General features: G+C 45.9%; 17 protein-coding genes. 12 read left to right on the plus strand and 5 right to left on the minus strand.

Annotation, left to right across the window (positions count from 1 at the left end; genetic code table 11):
• Positions 1 to 76 precede the first annotated feature (76 nt).
• From AC1RR2_RS12590 to cysM, 4 genes are all read left to right on the plus strand, one after another.
• Entirely contained in the window at positions 77 to 1450 is a 1374-nt protein-coding gene (locus AC1RR2_RS12590) for a UDP-glucose dehydrogenase family protein (protein WP_493222608.1), read from the plus strand.
• Positions 1451 to 1464: 14 nt separating this feature from the next.
• Entirely contained in the window at positions 1465 to 2385 is a 921-nt protein-coding gene (gene rfaE1, locus AC1RR2_RS12595; protein ID WP_493222609.1) for a D-glycero-beta-D-manno-heptose-7-phosphate kinase, read from the plus strand.
• 101 nt (positions 2386 to 2486) lie between these two features.
• Positions 2487 to 2840 carry a ComEA family DNA-binding protein gene (locus AC1RR2_RS12600; RefSeq protein WP_493222610.1) on the plus strand — a complete coding sequence of 118 codons (354 nt, stop codon included), beginning with the start codon at positions 2487 to 2489 and terminating at the stop codon, positions 2838 to 2840.
• A gap of 188 nt (positions 2841 to 3028) precedes the next feature.
• Positions 3029 to 3931, plus strand: a complete 903-nt coding sequence (cysM, locus tag AC1RR2_RS12605) for a cysteine synthase CysM (protein WP_493222611.1) — start codon at positions 3029 to 3031, stop codon at positions 3929 to 3931.
• A gap of 140 nt (positions 3932 to 4071) precedes the next feature.
• Here the strand turns inward: cysM and AC1RR2_RS12610 are convergent, their stop codons facing one another.
• The 5 genes from AC1RR2_RS12610 to AC1RR2_RS12630 form a co-directional block, all read right to left on the minus strand.
• On the minus strand, positions 4072 to 4380 hold the full coding sequence (locus tag AC1RR2_RS12610) for a hypothetical protein (RefSeq protein WP_314863426.1): 309 nt from the start codon (positions 4378 to 4380) through the stop codon (positions 4072 to 4074).
• Between the two features lie 273 nt (positions 4381 to 4653).
• The gene (mltB, locus tag AC1RR2_RS12615; RefSeq protein ID WP_493222612.1) at positions 4654 to 5841 is read right to left on the minus strand and encodes a lytic murein transglycosylase B; all 1188 of its coding nucleotides are present in this window, start codon (positions 5839 to 5841) and stop codon (positions 4654 to 4656) included.
• A gap of 60 nt (positions 5842 to 5901) precedes the next feature.
• On the minus strand, positions 5902 to 7926 hold the full coding sequence (locus AC1RR2_RS12620) for a transglutaminase TgpA family protein (RefSeq protein WP_493222613.1): 2025 nt from the start codon (positions 7924 to 7926) through the stop codon (positions 5902 to 5904).
• The gene (locus AC1RR2_RS12625) at positions 7923 to 8924 is read right to left on the minus strand and encodes a DUF58 domain-containing protein (RefSeq protein WP_493222614.1); all 1002 of its coding nucleotides are present in this window, start codon (positions 8922 to 8924) and stop codon (positions 7923 to 7925) included. The genes AC1RR2_RS12620 and AC1RR2_RS12625 overlap by 4 nt, the downstream gene beginning before the upstream one ends.
• 37 nt (positions 8925 to 8961) lie before the next feature.
• Positions 8962 to 9885 carry an AAA family ATPase gene (locus tag AC1RR2_RS12630; RefSeq protein WP_493222615.1) on the minus strand — a complete coding sequence of 308 codons (924 nt, stop codon included), beginning with the start codon at positions 9883 to 9885 and terminating at the stop codon, positions 8962 to 8964.
• Between the two features lie 165 nt (positions 9886 to 10050).
• On the opposite strand from AC1RR2_RS12630, the gene AC1RR2_RS12635 reads away from it, so the two are divergent.
• From AC1RR2_RS12635 to AC1RR2_RS12670, 8 genes are all read left to right on the plus strand, one after another.
• Positions 10051 to 11754 (plus strand): GspE/PulE family protein, encoded by a 1704-nt coding sequence (locus tag AC1RR2_RS12635; RefSeq protein WP_493222616.1) that lies wholly within the window; start codon positions 10051 to 10053, stop codon positions 11752 to 11754.
• A gap of 8 nt (positions 11755 to 11762) precedes the next feature.
• Complete coding sequence (locus AC1RR2_RS12640; RefSeq protein ID WP_493222617.1) at positions 11763 to 12992, plus strand: type II secretion system F family protein; 1230 nt, start codon at positions 11763 to 11765, stop codon at positions 12990 to 12992.
• Between the two features lie 130 nt (positions 12993 to 13122).
• Complete coding sequence (locus AC1RR2_RS12645) at positions 13123 to 13581, plus strand: pilin (protein ID WP_493222618.1); 459 nt, start codon at positions 13123 to 13125, stop codon at positions 13579 to 13581.
• Between the two features lie 107 nt (positions 13582 to 13688).
• Positions 13689 to 14177, plus strand: a complete 489-nt coding sequence (locus tag AC1RR2_RS12650) for a GspH/FimT family pseudopilin (RefSeq protein ID WP_493222619.1) — start codon at positions 13689 to 13691, stop codon at positions 14175 to 14177.
• A complete protein-coding gene (locus AC1RR2_RS12655) occupies positions 14167 to 14724 on the plus strand; it encodes a type IV pilus modification PilV family protein (protein ID WP_493222620.1) in 558 nt (185 codons plus the stop codon). Before AC1RR2_RS12650 ends, AC1RR2_RS12655 begins: the two co-directional genes overlap by 11 nt.
• Complete coding sequence (locus tag AC1RR2_RS12660; protein WP_493222621.1) at positions 14724 to 15656, plus strand: type IV pilin protein; 933 nt, start codon at positions 14724 to 14726, stop codon at positions 15654 to 15656. The genes AC1RR2_RS12655 and AC1RR2_RS12660 overlap by 1 nt, the downstream gene beginning before the upstream one ends.
• Complete coding sequence (locus AC1RR2_RS12665; RefSeq protein ID WP_493222622.1) at positions 15646 to 16164, plus strand: agglutinin biogenesis protein MshP; 519 nt, start codon at positions 15646 to 15648, stop codon at positions 16162 to 16164. The genes AC1RR2_RS12660 and AC1RR2_RS12665 overlap by 11 nt, the downstream gene beginning before the upstream one ends.
• Before the next feature lie 53 nt (positions 16165 to 16217).
• Positions 16218 to 19274: a hypothetical protein gene (locus tag AC1RR2_RS12670; protein ID WP_493222623.1), complete on the plus strand. Its 3057-nt coding sequence runs from the start codon at positions 16218 to 16220 to the stop codon at positions 19272 to 19274.
• Positions 19275 to 19313 lie beyond the last annotated feature (39 nt).

Below are 19313 nucleotides of genomic sequence, written 5' to 3' on the forward strand. Positions count from 1 at the left end.
TCCGCGTACTCTGCGCCTCTGCGGTTTGGCTTTTCGCATACAAAGCTCATGCTCTTTTTAAGGAATTGTTCTAAAGATGAAAATAACAATAATTGGCACAGGTTATGTGGGATTGGTGACTGGCGCATGTTTAGCTGAAGTCGGTCACGATGTGTTTTGTCTGGATGTGGATCAGCGCAAGATAGCTATCTTAAATGACGGCGGCATTCCGATTCACGAGCCGGGTCTCGATGAAGTTGTTGCTCGCAATGTCGCTGCTGGGCGTTTGCGTTTTTCCACCGATGTTGCCGCCAGTGTGGCACATGGCGACGTGCAGTTTATTGCGGTTGGTACGCCGCCAGATGAAGATGGTTCTGCGGACTTAAAGTATGTGGTGGCCGCGGCACGTAATATTGGTAAACACATGACGAGTTTTAAAGTCGTGGTTGATAAGTCGACTGTGCCAGTAGGTACCGCGGATCGTGTATCTGCTGCGATTGCAGAGGAGCTGGCGACACGTCAATCCGATTTGGATTTTGCCGTCACTTCAAATCCTGAATTCTTGAAAGAGGGCGCAGCGGTTGCTGATTTCATGAAACCGGATCGCCTCGTGATTGGACATGCGAATGATGCACAAGGTCAGCGCGCGCAGCAGGTTATGCGTGAGGTGTATGCAAGTTTTGAAGCTGCTGGTCATAAAATCTATTGGATGGATGTGCGCTCTGCAGAATTCACCAAGTACGCAGCAAACGCCATGTTAGCGACGCGTATTTCATTCATGAATGAATTAGCGAACTTGGCAGACAAAGTCGGCGTGGATATCGATGCGGTGCGTCAGGGCATAGGTTCGGATCCGCGTATAGGCCCAGGCTTTTTGATGGCTGGTTGTGGCTATGGCGGTTCTTGCTTCCCAAAAGATGTACAAGCACTGGTACGCACTTCGCAAGAATATGGCCATGAACTGAAAATTCTGCAGGCGGTTGAAGATGTGAATGAAAATCAGAAGCATGTTCTGGGATCAAAGATTTTTGCGAAGTACGGTAAAAAATTGCAAGGTTTGAAATTTGCTCTGTGGGGCTTGGCGTTCAAACCGGATACCGATGATATGCGTGCAGCCTCCTCAAGGGTGTTGATACAAGAGTTACTGCGTGCAGGTGCAAACATTGTGGCGTTTGACCCGGTTGCCACCGAAGAGGCACAACGTGTGCTGGCCTTGGATTTCGCAGACGCGCCGGAATTGTTAAAGCAAATTAGCTTTGCAGCAGATCCTCAAGCGGCATTACCTGCAGCGGATGCTTTGGTGATCGTCACTGAATGGAAAACTTTCCGTGCAGCAGATCTGAATCAAGTGAAAGCAAGTTTAAAGCAAGCAGTCATTTTTGATGGTCGTAATTTATACGATCCTCGTGCGGTCAAATCTTTAGGGATCGAATATCACGCAATCGGTCGTGCCGTATTAACACAAAACTAGGTCAGTATTAAATTATGGCGATTACACAAAAGCGCATTTTGGTGGCGGGCGACGTCATGCTGGACCGTTATTGGTTTGGAGAAGTCAATCGTATTTCGCCCGAAGCACCAGTTCCTATCGTACGAGTTGAGCGGCGTGAAGAACGATTGGGAGGCGCTGCCAACGTAGCGCGTAATGCAGTGGCACTCGGCATAGAAACCAGTTTGCTAGGCGTGATTGGCGAGGACGAGGCTGGGCATAATGTCGAAACTTTGCTCAAGGAAGTTGGGATTCATAGTTATCTGAACCACGACCCTAGCATCTCGACGATTATTAAGTTACGAGTGATAGGTCGTCAGCAGCAGCTTATTCGTATCGATTTTGAAGAAAAGCCGACAGAGCAGATCTTGAAAGATAAATTGTCGCGCTTTAATAGCCTGATTGCCGAACATGACGTGATTGTCTTATCCGACTACGCTAAAGGTAGTTTAGTAAATGTCGCCACCATGATTACACATGCAAAAAGTTTAGGGAAATACGTGTTGGTCGATCCTAAGGGAAGTGATTATTCCATCTACCAAGGTGCAAGTCTGTTGACGCCAAACAAGTCAGAGTTGCGCCAAGTGATCGGAAGTTGGAAAGATGAAGCCGACTTGAATAAGAAGGCGCAGGCTCTACGTAAAGAGCTGGATATAGCAGGCTTATTGCTGACTCGCTCTGAAGAAGGCATGACCTTATTTACCGATGATGAGATACTTCATGTGCCAGCGATGGCGAGGGAAGTTTTTGACGTGTCAGGTGCTGGAGATACCGTGATTGCAACAGTCGCGGCGATGTTAGCTGAAGGCAAAAATCTGCATGACGCCGTTTTAATTGCTAACCAAGCCGGCGGTATAGTTGTTGGTAAATTGGGAACAGCAACGGTCACCAGAGAAGAATTGTTTCAAAAAATGTAGTCTTTTAATAAATTTAATGTAATATGTATTTGCAATAATAAATTGATGTTTATATTGCGAGTGAATTACATTTTATTAAACACATTTTTTGGGAGCTCACTATGTTGAAAAAGATTATTTTTGCGCTTGCTGCCTTGTTCACAAGTATCAGTTTCGCGTTTGCCGATGTAGATGTGAACAAAGCTGATCAAGCAGCCTTGGATGGCGTCAAAGGCATAGGTCCGGCCAAGTCAAAAGCCATTTTGGCCGAGCGTGCAAAAGGCGGTGATTTTAAGGATTGGGCCGATTTTGAAGGGCGCGTGAAAGGCATAGGCGGAAAAAATGCCATGAAATTGTCGGATGCTGGTTTGACCGTGAATGGTCAGGCTAAAGGATTAGTAAAAGCAGAAGCTAAATCAAATACTAAGCTTAATTCTGCCACTTCCAAAACAGACGCTAAAGCAACAAGTAAATAGAGTACAGTGATTGATCTTAGTTGAACAGAAAATCCTCATTCGTATATGAGGATTTTTTTTGCGGGTCATATTCGCACATGTTATTACGTAGCGGTCTTGATAAAAATCGACGCTTTTCTGCTCTTTTAAGCAGAAACTACCTACAAGGTTTAGAATGTGATTTTGTATTTCTATTACGCCTTATTACTATGAGTTATATCACGATCGAAGACACCATAGGCAATACGCCTCTAGTCCGTTTACAACGTTTACCGAGTGAAGAATCGCGGCGTCGGAATAATATTATTTTGGGTAAGTTAGAGGGAAATAACCCTGCTGGCTCAGTCAAAGACAGACCAGCGCTTTCTATGATCAAACGAGCCGAGATGCGCGGCCAAATTAAGCCAGGCGATACCTTGATTGAAGCAACCAGTGGCAACACCGGGATCGCCTTGGCGATGGCGGCAGCGATGCGTGGCTATAAAATGGTCTTGTTAATGCCTGAGCATTTGAGCGTAGAGCGGCGCCAAAGCATGGCTGCATACGGCGCCCAGATTATTTTGACGCCACAGGCTGGTGGCATGGAAACCGCACGTGATTTGGCGGAGCAAATGCAAAAAGAGGGACGGGGCGTCATTTTGGATCAGTTTGCAAACCCTGATAATCCCTTGGCACACTATGAAGGCACTGGGCCAGAAATTTGGCGCGATACCCAAGGTCAAGTGACACATTTTGTGAGCGCAATGGGAACCACCGGCACTATCATGGGCGTGTCTGCCTATTTGAAAGAGCAAAATCCAAACGTGCAAATCATCGGTGTGCAGCCAGAAGAAGGTTCGCAAATACCAGGCATACGAAAGTGGCCAGAGGCCTATTTACCTAAAATATATAACAAGGCGCAAGTCGATGTGGTGGAATCAGTTAGCCAGGCAAATGCTGAGTTAATGGCGCGGCGTTTAGCGGTAGAAGAAGGGATTTTTTGTGGCATTTCTGCCGCAGGCGCATGTGAAGTCGCATTGCGAATCTCGGAAACTGTGGAGAATGCCACAATAGTTTTTATTGTGTGCGACCGGGGAGATCGCTATTTGTCGACAGGTGTATTTCCTGCGTGAAGTAAAATAATTGAGTGTTGATTAAGCGTTGTTGATAAACAACGTTTTCGTGCGATTTATCTTCTTTTCGCTAGGCCAAAAACAAAAAATCGAAGCCAGTAGACACTGAGCTTCGATTTTTTTATGGCAGGCCATGAAAATTAGCCGTTGTTTTCCGCATCTTTAGGCTTGAACTGCTTATCGCTGATACGGAATTTTGCTCGACGGTCACCCATCAATGCACGTAAATCTTTGATGCTGACATCGCTAATTTCATGCATGCGAATTAACAATGAAGCGCCAACTGGCAGACGGCGATGGCGAATCTTACTGATGACCGGTGGCGCAACTTCCAATGCTCTGGATAAAGCGGCATCATTTTTCAAATGCAATTGTTTAATCAAAGTATCCAAAAGGTTATTTGGATCGTAGTCGATTTCATCTGATTCTAGTTGAGTCAAGTTTGGCATCATTACCTCGTTATTTGTTTATTGATGTTGCAGTAGGGTGCAGTAATAAATTACTTAATCAGTAATACTATATCTTTAAACCAAATTTATCTACTTTTTTAAAAAATAAGTAAGAAAAATAAGTGGCAAATTCATTAAATCTATTGACACTTTCTGCAAATCATCATAAATGTATCATTAGATAACATTACTCTAGTATAAAAAATTCTTATTTGCAATATTTTTTATTGCGTAATTTTCAAATGAGACGATGTAATTTGGATAAGGGAAGTTTTATTCGTTTTTTCTACGGGCAAGACTGATTACTTTCCCTAAATCAATCACTGACATCGCATAAAAATAACTGCGGTTGTATTGTGTGATCGCAAAAAAATTGTCAGTCCCTAACCAATATTCAGTTGGAGTATCACCATTCTGTAGATCGATCAAACCGTATTTAAGGTTGCGTGGGGCATTTTCATCTGGTGTACTGACAATAGGTCGTAAATCGTCTAGAAGATAAGTCGCTTTTAAGCCCTGAGCTAAGATTGTGGCTAGTTGTTGTTCGTCGATCTTATCGTTACTTAAGCTCGCAGGGAAAGCGTAAGGTAAATTTTTCTTCCAACCATGAACTGCTAAATAATGTGCAACGCTACCGATAGCATCTGTTTCTGATTCCTTCAAATCAATTTTGCCATCCTTGTCGAAATCAACCGCGTATTGGCGCAGACTGCTAGGCATGAATTGTGCCAAACCAAGCGCACCAGCATAAGATCCTTTAACGCTGAAAATGTCTATGCCAGATTCTCTGGTCCATAGCAGTAGCTCGCTTAATTCTTTCTTAAAGAAACTCATGCGTGCTTCTTTGGTAGGCGTTTCTGGATAAGAAAATGCCAGCGTAGTTAAGGCATCGATGGCGCGGAAGTTGCCCGTATTTTTGCCGTAAATGGTTTCGACACCGATTAAGCCCACGATGATTTCGGCTGGGACGCCGTATAAATTTTCTGCGCGGTTTAGTGCCTCTACATTACGCTCCCAAAATGCCACACCTGCATCGATACGCGCGTTTTCTACAAATCTTGCGCGGTAGACTTTCCAGTTCTTAGGCTTACCTGCTGGCATAGGCTTTATGAGCTGCACAACAGTTTCGATATAGCGTGTCTTGTCGAAAATGGCAGATAGCTGCGCTTTATCGAATTGATGCTGCGTTTGCATCTGTTCGATAAATTCCTGCACTTCCTTCCATTCTAGATAATGGACGTCTTCGGAAGTGATAGATTTTGTCGTCGTAGGCTTGTTTCTCGTTGGCGTTTTTTTTGAGTGACTATTTTTCTTTTTCGGACTACTTTTCTTCTTGTCTGGTGTTGCGGCGTTGGCATCCAGTTTGCCCACCATTCCGGCGCTGGCTGCAAGAAAGGCGCTAAGAACAAAAGTAAAACATAAAGTGCGCAATAGGCGTTGATAGTTGAATGAAATTTTCAAGGTATAGGTATCGGTAAAAGTGCAGGCAAATACTGCTGCGGAGATAAATTAGTCAGTGAGCTATTTTATCTCCTTTAGCAGGGCTTTGAGCTGTTGAATTTTTTCGTTAGGATTTGCAATAGGCTTGCCATATTTTATTTGTAGATAAAGGGCGATGAACTTGTCTACGATGGCTAATTGTGGCGGGCTTAGGTGTTCGTGTAGGCGACGTGCAAAACTTGCAGGCGCTTCGTGGATTGCTGGTTGCCACCCACGTGCTTGCATTTTTTTGCAAAAAACTAGGTAGATTTTGTCGTGCCCCGTTATCTGAGGACGGTTTGCAAGTAGAGGAATGGCGAATATCGCCAGCACGATTAAACCTAAGATAAAGACTGATAATAGTGTTCTCTCCCAATTGATGCTGGAAAGACCCAGACTTTGCCACAGACTCTCTTGTTTGTCCTGGTTGTAATTTAAGACCCATTGATTCCATGCATTATTTACCGCGCTCCAGCGCATACGCAAATCATTTGCCCATGAGTTTTGGACGATGAAGTCGCTAACCATAGCCGCAAGGCCGGTGTTTTTTTGAGTCGCATCTAAATTCTTTAAAATGCGATCCGGCGCTACTGCTGCGGTAGGGTCAACTCGAACCCAACCCGCGTTATCTAACCAAACTTCGGCCCAGGCATGGGCGTCAGACTGTTTAATCTCATAGTAGCCATCTTGCGTATTGCGCAAACCGCCTTGGTAGCCAGTAACGACTCGTGCAGGGATACCCATTGCGCGCATGAGTACGACAAAGGCGCTGGAGTAGTGTTCGCAGAAACCAGCGCGGCTGGAAAAAAGAAATTCATCGACGCTATGGCGCCCTAAGGCTGGCGGTTCCAAAGTGTAATAAAATTTTTCTTCTCTAAAATAGCGTAGTACCGCTTCGATTCTGCTCTTTTGATCTGGGAAGCCTTGTTGCAGCTTTTGTGCGAACTGCATAGTGTCGGGATTAAATCCACGTGGCAAGCGCAAATTAATTTGAATTTGCTGGGCATCAAAATCAGGGTTGAGACGATAGTTAGGATGCGAAAAAATCTGGTAACGAATGCGTTTGTTAATGGGTAGTTCGCTACGAATTTCGCCTAGTGCATTTAAATGTGCTGTGCTAGCTTCAAGTTCGGGGGCACTTGGTACGCTATCTAGGCCAAACAAATAATGATTGTTTCCAGGTTCCAGCGTGATTTCTTGCGCTAGTGGTTTCCCCGCTACGTCGAGCTTGATCGCTCCTTGCGGCAGATTTTGAGTCAATTGTTTCCAACTGCGACCATCAAAATGGCTCATGACGATGGCACGCCAATACATCGCGGATTTAGCGGGTGCTTCACCTAAAAATTTGGCACGGAAAACCAATTCCTCAGACATTGCCAGTTTGCTGATGTTGCCAGGTGACATAGAGTCGGATAAGCCGCTACGGGCGATATTGGCATCACTTGGTAAGCCCCAAAGTGGTCCTTGAATTCGGGGGAATAAGTAGAAGCAAATCAAAGTTAAAGGTGCGGCCAGCAGTAACATTTTCAGGATTAGCTTGCAGCGTACCCACAGCGAAGCTGTTTTTTCTGAAAATTGAAATGACAATTGGGCCAGCAGTAGGGCGAACGCTGAAACCAAGACTTGGAAAGCAGTGCCTAAACTTTGTGAGTTAAAAAAACTGGTAAGCAGGAGGAAGAATCCAAGAAATACAACGACAAATAAATCTCGTTTTGCATGCATCTCCAACATTTTGCAGGCTAAGAGCAAGATCAACATGGCGACGCCAGTTTCCCTTCCCAAGAAGCTGCGAAATTGCCAGTAGATTGCCGCCATTAGTACGGTTGCAATCGGGAGCAGTATCCAGCGCGCGGGTAATTGGCGCCCACTCAAGGTGAGCCAGGCACGCCACGCCATCAAGCTCATCGCACTTGCGCTAATCCAGTTGCCGATAGAGTCCAGATGATTTATCACCACAAGCAAGCAGGCAAGCACCAGTAGCAAGGTATCAATTTTTTCTCGACTTAGTCTGCGCCAATATGAGTTGAACTTATGGCCATTCGCGTCATAAATTAGGGGCGTACTCATGGCTGGACACCTGATTCCTCATCGATACCATAAAGTGCCAAAGCGCGTAAACAAGCGGCACGATGCTCCTCATTCAGAGTGGGGGGATAGTCGATATGGCCGAGTTTAAATCCATAGGCAAGACCTTGCCGTTCGGCGTCTAAAATCCACGCGGTCATCCGCGACAAGCGCAGTTCTATGTCGAGTTGTGTACTTAATTGTGAGAAATCGAGTACAACTTCACCTTGCGCGCCGCCAGAAAATAACTTCGTGACTAAACTACCGCCTGCATCCAGATCAATTCTTGCGATGTGCTTCCAAGACAAATGTTTGAGTGGATCACCCGATTGATAACTGCGTACACCCGCAAAATCTTCATCGCCATTGCTATGCAAACCGGTACCATCGTCGCTGGGACTTAAAGGAAGTGCTGGTGGATCGACCTCTGGGGTTGGGTAGACCAGGGTTTTTGTGTCTGGCAGCCAAGTGCTCCAGGCGCGCAATAAGCCTAAGGGAAACCAGGTTTGAATTCGAATTCTTGGAATTGCTAAATAGCCGCGCTGCTTGCTTTGAATTTGTAAGCGCAAGAATAAACTTTCCTGAGGATTGATATCGACGATATGTTCTACAGTATTGCTAGTAACGAAACCAATATGCAAAGCATAACGTGCCAAATTTTGTGTATTTTGGATGCGTATAGGGAATTCCGCCACATCGCCAGCAAATATAGGCGGGCAAGCGCTGGCGTTTAAACGCAAATAAGCCAGATTCCTAAATGTGAATAGGGCATTAATGGCGGCTAAGCCCGCCAATAAATAAGTCATTGCAAAGCCGAGATTGAGATTGTAATTCGTGGATGCTAAAAATAATAAAACCAGCATGAGCACAAAAGACAAACCGGGCTTGCTCGGTAAAGTGAACACGCGTCTTTGTTTCAAAATGACTTCACCGACTTCAGGACGATTTTCCAGAAAGACGGCACTGCGCCATTTTGATTTCAATTGATTGATCAAATTCATGAACCGTTTGGTGTTGGTTGTGTTCGCGATTGAGCCATCACTGCACAGCGACTTTGAGCATCAGCTGTGTGAGTAAGTCGGCACTGGCACTGGCTTTATTGTGCATCGCCTTGATAGGGCGCAGGCGATGTGCGATGACCGGAATAAGTACCGCTTGTATATCTTCGGGTAGCACATGATCACGACCTTCCAGTGCTGCCCAAGCGCGCGCTGCCTGAAGTAAGGCAATAGCTGCGCGAGGACTCATACCTTCTGCGAACAAGCCCGATTCACGGGTAGCTTGCGCGAGTTTTTGTAAATAATCAATCAGAGCCGGAGACGCATGGATATTTCTGACTGCGGCTTGGGTTTCCAAGAGTTCCGCAGGTTGCATGATTGCGCTCAATTGTTTGAGTAAAGTTCGTCTGTCTTCACCCATGAGTAAGGCGCGCTCAGCTTGTGCATCGGGATAGCCAAGCGCAACACACATCAGGAAACGATCTAGCTGCGATTCGGGGAGTGCAAAGGTACCAACTTGATGCGTAGGGTTCTGCGTCGCGATCACGAAAAACGGCGATGGCAGCAGGCGGGTTTGTCCTTCGGCACTGACCTGTTGTTCTTCCATCGCTTCTAATAGTGCAGATTGTGTTTTTGGTGTAGCGCGATTAATTTCGTCTGCCAATAAAACTTGCGTGAATATAGGTCCAGGATGAAATACAAATTGACTTTTTTCACGCTCGAAAATAGATACGCCGATTACGTCAGTCGGCAATAAATCTGAGGTGAATTGCATGCGATTGAACTTGAGCCCTAAAGAGATGGACAATGCATGTGCTAAAGTCGTCTTGCCTACACCTGGTACATCTTCGATCAATAAATGCCCTCCCGCCAATAGACAAACCAGTGCTTGCTGTATTTGCTTGGGCTTACCAATAATGACCCGATTCAGTTGTTTTGCTACCTCATGGACTTTTGAAAACATAGGTTTTTCCCATAGAATCGTTACAGTGTGTATAAACCAGATTGTAGGCAGATTTAGTTATCTTTTGCACGGTATCTTACGGCTGTTCAGAAAATTGCATATTTATTCAATTAAGTTGACACTGTCACTAATTCGTTACATTAGTCATCAAACAGGGGGAAGTGAATGGCAAGGCCAGAAAAAATTCGTTTAGGTGAAATCTTATTACAACAAAAATTGATGACCGAAGATCAGTTGCAGTTTGCTTTGGCCGAGCAAAAACGTACTGGACGTAAATTGGGACGTTTGTTTGTCGAAAATCGCTTTGTGACGGAGGATCAGATTTCTGAAGCGATGGCACGTCAATTGAACATTAGCTTCGTCAATTTAAAACAATACAATATTAAGCCAGACGTCGTGAAGAAATTGCCAGAGCTGCAGGCGCGCCGTTTTCGCGCGATTGTTCTGGAGCAGTTGGAGTCCGTGTTTTTGGTCGCGATGGTTGATCCCACCGATTTGTTTGCTTACGACGAGATCAGTCGCATCTTAAAATCAGGCATACAGTTGGCGGTGGTGAACGAGAATGATTTGTTGGCCGCGATTGATAATCTTTATCGTCATACCGAGGCGATTACTGATTTAGCGAGGGAGTTAGAGCAAGAACTGACTGATGCCAACGTCGATTTTGCAGGATTGGTTGCGTCGACCGGTACTGAAGACGCGCCAGTCGTGAAACTATTGCAATCGGTCTTTGACGATGCAACACAAGTTCGTGCGTCGGATATTCATATTGAACCGCAAGAGAAACGATTGTTAATTCGATTTCGAATTGACGGGCTTTTGCATTTACAAACAGAAGCTGACATCAAGATCGCGAGTGCACTGGCATTGCGCTTGAAGTTGATTTCCGAAATGGACATTTCGGAAAAGCGTCTGCCGCAGGATGGGCGCTTTGTGATTAAAGTGCGTCAGCAGCAGATTGACGTGCGTATTTCGACGATGCCGACTCAGTATGGTGAGTCGATCGTGATGCGTCTGTTGAATCAAAGCGGCGGTATTTTGAATCTGGATCGTATAGGCATGCCGCGCGGTATGCTGGAACGTTTTCGTTCGATTATCCACAGACCAAACGGTTTAGTCTTGGTCACTGGACCGACGGGTAGCGGTAAGACGACGACACTGTATGGTGCGTTGGCCGAGTTGAATAAAGAAGATAGTAAGTTAATTACTGTTGAGGACCCGGTCGAATATCGACTACCAGGAATCAATCAGGTACAGGTGAACGAAAAGATTGAATTGAGTTTCGCGAAAGTGCTGCGCGCGTCCTTGCGACAAGATCCAGATATTTTATTGTTGGGGGAAATGCGCGATCAAGAAACGGCACAAATTGGCATGCGCGCTGCTATGACGGGTCACTTGGTGTTATCGACTTTGCATACGAACGATGCGATCAGCACACCTATTCGCTTGCTTGATATGGGTGTGCCACGGTACATGATGGGGAGTTCACTGCAAGCAGTGCTTGCGCAACGACTAATCAGAGTGATTTGTGAGAGTTGTCGCGAAGCGCATGTCTTAACGGCATCGGAACGTGAGTGGTTGAGCCTGGATATGCATGATAGTGTGGATCACAACAAATATTTTGCCGGTCGGGGTTGTGGTCATTGCAATGGCACTGGTTATCGTGGTCGTATGGGCGTATATGAGTTGCTTGAAATGACGAAAGCCGTGGTTGATGCCGCTCATGCAGATGACAATGAACGATTTATTGAAGCAGCCAAAGCACAAATGGCGGGTAATACTTTGCGTAAGTATGCAATTGATTTGATACTGAGCGGTGTGACGACGGTTAGTGAAGCAATGCGAATTAGTAATCAAATTGAAGAATAGGTTGAAGCATGCCATTTTTTGCTTACAGAGCGCGAAACCCGCGCGGTGATTTGGTTGAGGGCGTTATTGAAAGCGCAGATGCTGATGACGTGGCGCGTCAATTATTTACGATGGGGGTGTCACCAACTCAAATTGAGGAGACCAAAGAACCGAAGATCAATCAGGGGCTGCCATGGTGGAAGAGCTTGTTTGAGAGTAAGGTTCAACAATTGGATGTGCAATTATTTAGCCGCCAGTTATATACCTTGATACGGGCTGGTGTTCCCATTATGCGTGGACTGACTGGACTGCAAGAGTCGGCGGTAAGTCGGGCATTTCGAGAGGTAATTCGAGATTTGAGAGAATCGCTCGATTCAGGCAGGGAATTATCGGCAGCGATGCGCAGGCATCCCACCGTTTTTAGTATGTTTTTTATCAGTATGGTCAAAGTTGGGGAAATGACGGGACAACTTGATGCCATATTTTTGCGATTGTCGGATCACCTTGAGTTTGAGCGCGACATGCGAAATCGGGTCAAAACTGCACTCCGGTATCCTATGTTTGTGATGATAGTGATGTTGCTTGCGATGATCGTTGTGAATATTTTTGTTATTCCTGCGTTCGCTAAAGTGTTTGCGGGATTTAATGCGCAATTGCCTGTGATGACCCGGTTTTTGCTGAGTATGTCTGAATTTTTTGTCGATTATTGGTTGTTAATATTTGGCGTGGCAATTGCTGGAATATTTGCATTCAAGAGTTATCTGGCGACACGGGCGGGTCGTTTTTGGTGGGATAAGAGAATACTTTATTTTCCTATCTTTGGACGCATCGTTCTAAAAGCCAGCTTAGCGCGTTTTGCCCGTAGTTTTGCTTTGTCCAGCAAGAGTGGGGTACCCATAGTGCAAGCTTTGACGGTAGTTGCCAATACGGTTGATAATACTTTCATTGCCAGCCGTGTAGAGCAAATGCGTGATGGCGTTGAGCGCGGCGATAGTATTTTGCGAACAGCCACGGCGACCAGTATATTCACGCCCGTTGTACTGCAAATGATTGCGGTGGGAGAAGAAACTGGTGCTCTTGATGAATTGATGGATGAGATTGCAGGCATGTACGAAGGGGAAGTCGAATATGAGTTAAAAACCTTGTCTGCGAATATCGAACCAATTTTGATTATTGCCTTAGGTGTCATGGTTTTGGTTTTAGCCTTGGGTATTTTCTTGCCGATTTGGGACCTGAGCAAAGTAGCATTGCGAAAGTAGAGAGCTTTCCACTCTAGACCAACATATCTTGATGTTTGGAGATATATTTTTTTGTTATGATGTACTTGTAATTAAATGCGTGAGTATTTATTTGCATTTTGCTGATTGAATTATTTTTAATGGAAATTTTATGAATAAGAAACAAGCTGGTTTTACCTTGATTGAGTTGATTGTTGTTATTACTATTCTTGGTTTATTGTCTGCAGTTGCTTTACCGCGATTTGCCGCTTTGCAAACAGAAGCACGTATTGCAAAAATGAATGGCGCTTTAGCGTCCTTGAAAGCGGGAGCGGCCTTGGCTCACTCCGTACAGTTGACGCAGCAATTAGCGCCAGCGGCCTCAGTGACAATGGAAGGTGCAGTGGTGCCAATGGCAAACAGTTATCCAACTACAGCGTTGACATCAATTCCTGTTGCAGCAGGTTTGTCTACACCTGATTTTGTATTGACTGTAACTTCTGCTACCGTGTTTACAGTATCCGCTGATGCAAGTCATGTCGCTTGTGCGGTGACCTATACTGTTCCAGCGGCAGCGGGTTTTCCTCCGACTTATAGCAATGCAGGTTTGACCGCAGCAAACTGCGCATAATCGTCAAGGGATTAGCTTGAGGCTAATCCCTCCGTCAATTTTGGAAGACGATAACTCGACGCCTGTGTGTTTTTTCCTCTCTTTACATGCGACGATAGAATCTCATTATGCAAAATCCTGATCGACAATTTACGCATGGCTTCACCTTGGTGGAGTTGATTACGGTGATCGTTGTACTAGGTATTTTGTCTGCAATCGCAATTCCCCGATTTACCAGCAAAACAGAATTTGATGCCCGAGGATTTTTTGATCAGACGCAAAACATGATCCGCTATGCTCAAAAAACTGCCATTGCTCAGAGACGCAATGTATGGGTGCAGTTGAATCAAACTACAGGATTCATTTGTTTGACCTACGTCAGTGTCAATAATGATTGCTCAACTGACGGCGGCGCACCGGTCGCTGATCCTAACGATCAAGTTTGGTATAAAAAGTCTGCTCCTGCGAACGTGGCGTTCACCAGTTCGCAGTCATTTGCTTTTACACCATTAGGAAGTCCCAATCCTAATCTGGCTTACTCGATAGTGGTGCAACAAGATGGTAGTACCGTCGTTGGAACGATACGGGTTGAGGCTGAGACTGGTTATGTACACTAAAACTACTCATTTATCCAGGACCATGCGGGGCGTGACGCTGGTTGAGTTAATTCTCTTTATGGTGATAGTCAGTGTGGCGGTGATCGGTGTCCTGCGCGTGATGGGATTGACGAATGCCACCAGTTCAGATCCCATGCGAGAGAAGCAAGCTTTGGCTATCGCCGAATCTCTACTGGAAGAAATTCAATTGCAAGCTTTTACCTACTGTGATCCGGATGATGCTAACGCAACGACGGCGACTAGTGCTGGGGCTTGCGCAAGCCTGATTCAAGGTCTCGGTAGCACTTCGGGCGAAACCCGATACGGGAATCCTAGGTTTGATAATGTTGGCGACTATCATGGCTTTAGCATGAAACCTATAGTTGATATTCAAAATCAAGTGACTCCTGGTTTGCAGGACTATCAAGCAGATGTATTTGAAACCGCGGATTTAGGCGGAGATCGCATCCAAATTGATGTCACTGTCACGACAGGTGCGGGTGCCGATGCGGTGAACGTGAAATTAACAGGCTACCGCTATCGGTATGCACCAAGGACGGTGCCTTAATGAAAAAAGAAGTACAAGACTCTATGATGCACTTCATTCAAATTGACGCATCGAAAAAAAATAAGCATAAAGTAGATATACGGTCGTTTACTGGTCAGAATTGGTTTTGCTCCACTTCTGGATTTACGCTGGTCGAACTCATAGTCGTTATTTTGATTGGCGGCATTCTCGCCATGGTTGCGGCCAATTTTGTATCCAGGCCTATTGGCCAATATCAGGATCTGGTCCGACGCGCGGAAATTTCTGATGCCGCGAATACGGCAGTACGCAGGATGTCTCGTGAATTGCACCTAGCTTTGCCAAATAGCATTCGATATCCGAATAGTAATTGTGTTGAATTTTTACAAACCAAAGATGGTGGGCGCTATCGTTCTGCCGCGCCAGGTAAAGTGTTTTTGACCGAGGCAACTTCCGGTAATGAGTTTGACGTCTTGGGTAACTTAAATTCTTTACCTGCTAATGGCGATTTTTTGGTTGTTTATAACTTAGGCATTCCGGGTGCAGATGCCTATCAGCCTGGCTATCGCGGCGTTATCAATAGCGTAGGTACGAGCTTGAATCTGATCAAATTGAGCACGGAAATTCAAAACCCCTTGGACTCTCCATCGAAGCGATTTTATGTTTTATCAGGTAGCAGTGCTGCGGTTTTCTTTGTTTGTGAAAATGCCGGTGTTGACGCAAACAAGAATGGCATCGGAAAACTATTTCGGGTCTCAGGCTACGGCATTAATACAAGTGCACCAAGCGCTTGTCCAGTATGGTCGGGCGCAGCGACTCAGGCACTTCTGGCAGAAAATGTCTCTAGTTGCAGTTTTAATTATTCTGCTGGTGTGGTTGAACGCAATGGCCTGTTGTCGATACGTTTGGGTATTCAGAAACTAAATGAGTCTGTTAGCCTTTATCAAGATGTGAATATCAATAATGTGCCATAAGTATTTTCCTATTCCCCTACCTCAGCGCAATAAGGGGTTTTCTCTGGTGTCGGCCATTTTTCTGTTGGTCGTGTTGGCTGCATTGGGGGCATTTATGTTGTCGATTTATATGTCGCAACGCACTGTCTCGACACAAGATGTGATGGGGGTGCGCGCATATCATGCGGCGAATGCGGGGATAGAGTGGGCGACCTATCAAATACTGTCACCAGAAAACACGGTCGCCGTCAGTGCTCCTTATGCAGGCTGCGCCCCGAATATGGGTTCGCCAACATTTGGCGGAGCTTTGCAGGGTTTTAGCGTGGTAGTCGACTGCGTTATGACAGTTGCAGTTGAAGGTAACAACACGATTCGAATTTATCAAGTGACCGCGACGGCTAGCTACGCATCGCCGGCATCGCCAGCGACTATGCCAAAGCCTGATTTTGTAGAACGTAGGCTCATTGCAAGCCTGAATACCTGTCGTGTTGGTATCACTGGCCTTGCAACTGATCCACCATGTAGTTGATTTGTAGTTTGTTTCGCTTGCAGTAAATGCCTTGATGATACTAAGGATGGATCATGCTTGTTTCTGAATATATATCCCAAGTTATTCTGCGTGTCTTTGCGCAGGCCAGTGCCGCTCTAGTTCGGACTTGTTTGTTGACATCGCTGATCCTGTTGGCATGGACGACGAATCTTGCGTCGGCACAAACGGTGATTGAATTTAATAGCACAGGGGGAACCACAGCGACCAATGGACTACATTTCTATATAGATAGCACAAGTAAAATCCAGGTTCGTCGACTCAATAACACGGGACAAGTATATAGCCCCACCGCAACGCCACCGAGTAATAATTTGGATAATGGCGTATTCATCCGAGCGAATACCCGTGTTTATGGCCCCTCACATACAGTGTCTACATTTAACCCATCGGGGGGCATGTATAGTACGTCGAGTATTACGGCCGCTAGCCCCGCCAATCCAACCACGGCAGGTGTTTTGCAAACGGCAACAAGCAATCTGGGTATTACCGCTGGCCCGCAAGTAAGCATTGTTTGGAAATACACTACGCCAAATGATTTTTTGACGGCGGAAGTTACTTTAGTTATCCCTGCACTGTATCCGGTGAGCGCAGCTAACCCGGTGCGTTACTACCATGTGTTTGATACTTATCTTGGGGGCAGTGATAGTGGCTGTGGTCTAAACGTCTCTGGAACCAAGCGCATCGTTGGTACCTACAGCGCACCTTGTGGTTCTAGTACTACATTGCCTGCTTCTGGCATAGTAGAGTCGTTTCGGGAACGCAATGGCACTTTTAGTGCCTTTTGTGCAGCGGGTTGGAATACTTTCTTTACCAATGGCAATCCTAATTGCTCAGTCTTGCAAACGAATCCAATGAGCAATACGATCACAACCACTTTGCAGGACACAGGGATAGGAATTGAATTCGATTTTACAGCGCCTGGAACCTATAATTTTAGTTATGACTTTGTCGTTGGTAGTACTGCAGTACCCGACTACGATCATATAGAAATCAGACACGATGGTAGTGCTACGCTCTGCCCCGAAAACATCGTTGTTCTGGCCTGCACATCATCGACGGTTCCTTGCCCAGCTCTCAGCGTTGTGAATACCGGAACTTTAACTGGTTCGGTCTCATTCGCGCCAGCTGCAACTGGGGTCACTTTTACCCCATCGACCTTCACTTTGGGTAGTGCTGCTAGTTCCATGAACATGGTCTTGCAAGCGACGGCTGCCTCGGCTGGCACCTACACTATGCTCGGATCTGGATTGAGCAAAGCGCCACTGAATGGAACAAAATGCACGAATCTGGCTGGAACTGCGTCAGCCACTTGTTCTATTACGATAGCCAATACACCATGCGTGACAAGTTTTGAATGCATGGAGATGGGAGCGACTTATTACAATCCTGTAACTGCGACTAATCGCAACCCGCTGTATACCAAACTGACCGCAACTGGGTTTAAGTTTGATGTGTTGGCTTTGCAGGCCTCTGGAGCGATTGCCACCGCTTTTACAGGGAACGTCAATGTTGAATTGTATGACGATACCGCAGGCAGTTGTCTGGCTGCACCAGCCCTGGCCGGCACCACACAGGCCTTAAGTTTTGCAGCGGTCGATAATGGCAGGAAATCTATACTCACAGATATTGTGCTGGCCGCTGCCAATAAGAAGCTCAGATGCCGAGTGCAGCAAACCGGCGTTAGCTCGCCAGTGACAGCCTGTTCTTCTGATACTTTTACGGTACGCCCAAAAACTATTAGTACGATATCGTCAAATGCGACAGCCGATAATGACTCTAATGGTTTATCTACCGCCGGTTCGACTGTGCTTCGCGCGGGAAGCAGTAATTTCACTTTGAATGCTTCGACGGGGGTAGTTGGCTACGATGGCACACCCAAGATCAATACTAGTTTGTTAGAGTGGACAGGCGTACCTTCCACAGCCAATGGTGGTGTGCCAGCACCTGGCACAGGGACGCTTTCCGGTTTATTTTCAGCAGCCAATGGCGCCACTGGTAATAATGCGATTGGAACCACATTTACCTATAACGAAGTTGGGTATTTCCGCTTTAAAGCTTTAGGTGTCTATGACGACGATTTCGTGACGAATTCTGGATCGGGAGACGTCGCGAATGGCGATTGCACTAATGATGCCTCTAATATTTTGGTGGGTGGTAAGTATGGGTGCAAGTTTGGGAATAGTGCGGTGAGTGCACATTTTGGCCGTTTTATACCCGACCGTTTTCAAATTAGTAGTCCGAGTTTGACTGAGGCATGTAGTCTGGGATTGCCAGGTATTACACCTTTTACTTACTTTGGTCAGGATGGTTTTAAGACCTTATTTGTGATTACTGCACAAAATAGTAGTGGAGGAACGACAAGAAATTACACCGATACTTTTGCTAAATTGGATTTGACGAATTACGGCAGCTATCAATTTACGATAACTGGCGCTCCAGCGGGATCGTCTATCGGGACAGGAGCCGTTGCACCAATTGGTAGCTGGTTTGCAGGAGCGACTACGACGCCAAGTGCATCCGCTCAGGTGCCAGTGTGGCACAAAATCACCCGACCTTCTGCCTTAAGCAATGAAACGCTAATTGGCGTTTACGTGGCGCCCACCGATGGAGAAGTCCCTGCGGCAGCTACACCCACGCTAGTAGGAAGCAGCAGGCAACGTTATGGGCGTATGCGCTTGCAAAATGGCTATGGTTCGGAAATGTTAGATTTGCCCGTACCGTTTTACGCTGAGCATAGAATCGGTAACCTTTGGGTAAAAAATGTGGATGATAGTTGTACGCCGATCGCAGCACCGACGGCGGCAACAGGCTTAAGCTTTTTTCCAGAAACAGGAGCAAATCACCTAAGTGCAAGCGAAACCACAGCTACGGTGAGTGCAACTGGGAAACTTGTCGCAGGAGATAGTAAATTGAAATTTTCCAAACCGGGTTTAGGTAATAGTGGTTATTTCGATTTGGCTTTGCCGGTGCCATCATGGTTGCAGTTTCCATGGAGGGGTGGTGTCACGCAGATGAATCCTGAAGCGAAAGTCAAATTTGGCGCTTACAAAAAAGCCAATGAATTTATTTACCTTAGGGAAGTGCACTGATGCGCTGATTCAGGTGTCACTTTTTTTGTGTCTGAATAA

The organism is Undibacterium sp. GW821-FHT11H02 (assembly GCF_058808015.1).

Coding starts and splice junctions, on each gene's coding strand:
- AC1RR2_RS12620 (WP_493222613.1), bottom strand. CDS start 7,926: ATGAGTACGCCCCTAATTTATGACGCGAATGGCCATAAGTTCAACTCA.
- AC1RR2_RS12600 (WP_493222610.1), top strand. CDS start 2,487: ATGTTGAAAAAGATTATTTTTGCGCTTGCTGCCTTGTTCACAAGTATC.
- AC1RR2_RS12670 (WP_493222623.1), top strand. CDS start 16,218: ATGCTTGTTTCTGAATATATATCCCAAGTTATTCTGCGTGTCTTTGCG.
- AC1RR2_RS12660 (WP_493222621.1), top strand. CDS start 14,724: ATGAAAAAAGAAGTACAAGACTCTATGATGCACTTCATTCAAATTGAC.
- AC1RR2_RS12665 (WP_493222622.1), top strand. CDS start 15,646: ATGTGCCATAAGTATTTTCCTATTCCCCTACCTCAGCGCAATAAGGGG.
- AC1RR2_RS12650 (WP_493222619.1), top strand. CDS start 13,689: ATGCAAAATCCTGATCGACAATTTACGCATGGCTTCACCTTGGTGGAG.
- AC1RR2_RS12655 (WP_493222620.1), top strand. CDS start 14,167: ATGTACACTAAAACTACTCATTTATCCAGGACCATGCGGGGCGTGACG.
- AC1RR2_RS12630 (WP_493222615.1), bottom strand. CDS start 9,885: ATGTTTTCAAAAGTCCATGAGGTAGCAAAACAACTGAATCGGGTCATT.
- AC1RR2_RS12635 (WP_493222616.1), top strand. CDS start 10,051: ATGGCAAGGCCAGAAAAAATTCGTTTAGGTGAAATCTTATTACAACAA.
- cysM (WP_493222611.1), top strand. CDS start 3,029: ATGAGTTATATCACGATCGAAGACACCATAGGCAATACGCCTCTAGTC.
- AC1RR2_RS12590 (WP_493222608.1), top strand. CDS start 77: ATGAAAATAACAATAATTGGCACAGGTTATGTGGGATTGGTGACTGGC.
- rfaE1 (WP_493222609.1), top strand. CDS start 1,465: ATGGCGATTACACAAAAGCGCATTTTGGTGGCGGGCGACGTCATGCTG.
- AC1RR2_RS12625 (WP_493222614.1), bottom strand. CDS start 8,924: ATGAATTTGATCAATCAATTGAAATCAAAATGGCGCAGTGCCGTCTTT.
- AC1RR2_RS12610 (WP_314863426.1), bottom strand. CDS start 4,380: ATGCCAAACTTGACTCAACTAGAATCAGATGAAATCGACTACGATCCA.
- AC1RR2_RS12645 (WP_493222618.1), top strand. CDS start 13,123: ATGAATAAGAAACAAGCTGGTTTTACCTTGATTGAGTTGATTGTTGTT.
- AC1RR2_RS12640 (WP_493222617.1), top strand. CDS start 11,763: ATGCCATTTTTTGCTTACAGAGCGCGAAACCCGCGCGGTGATTTGGTT.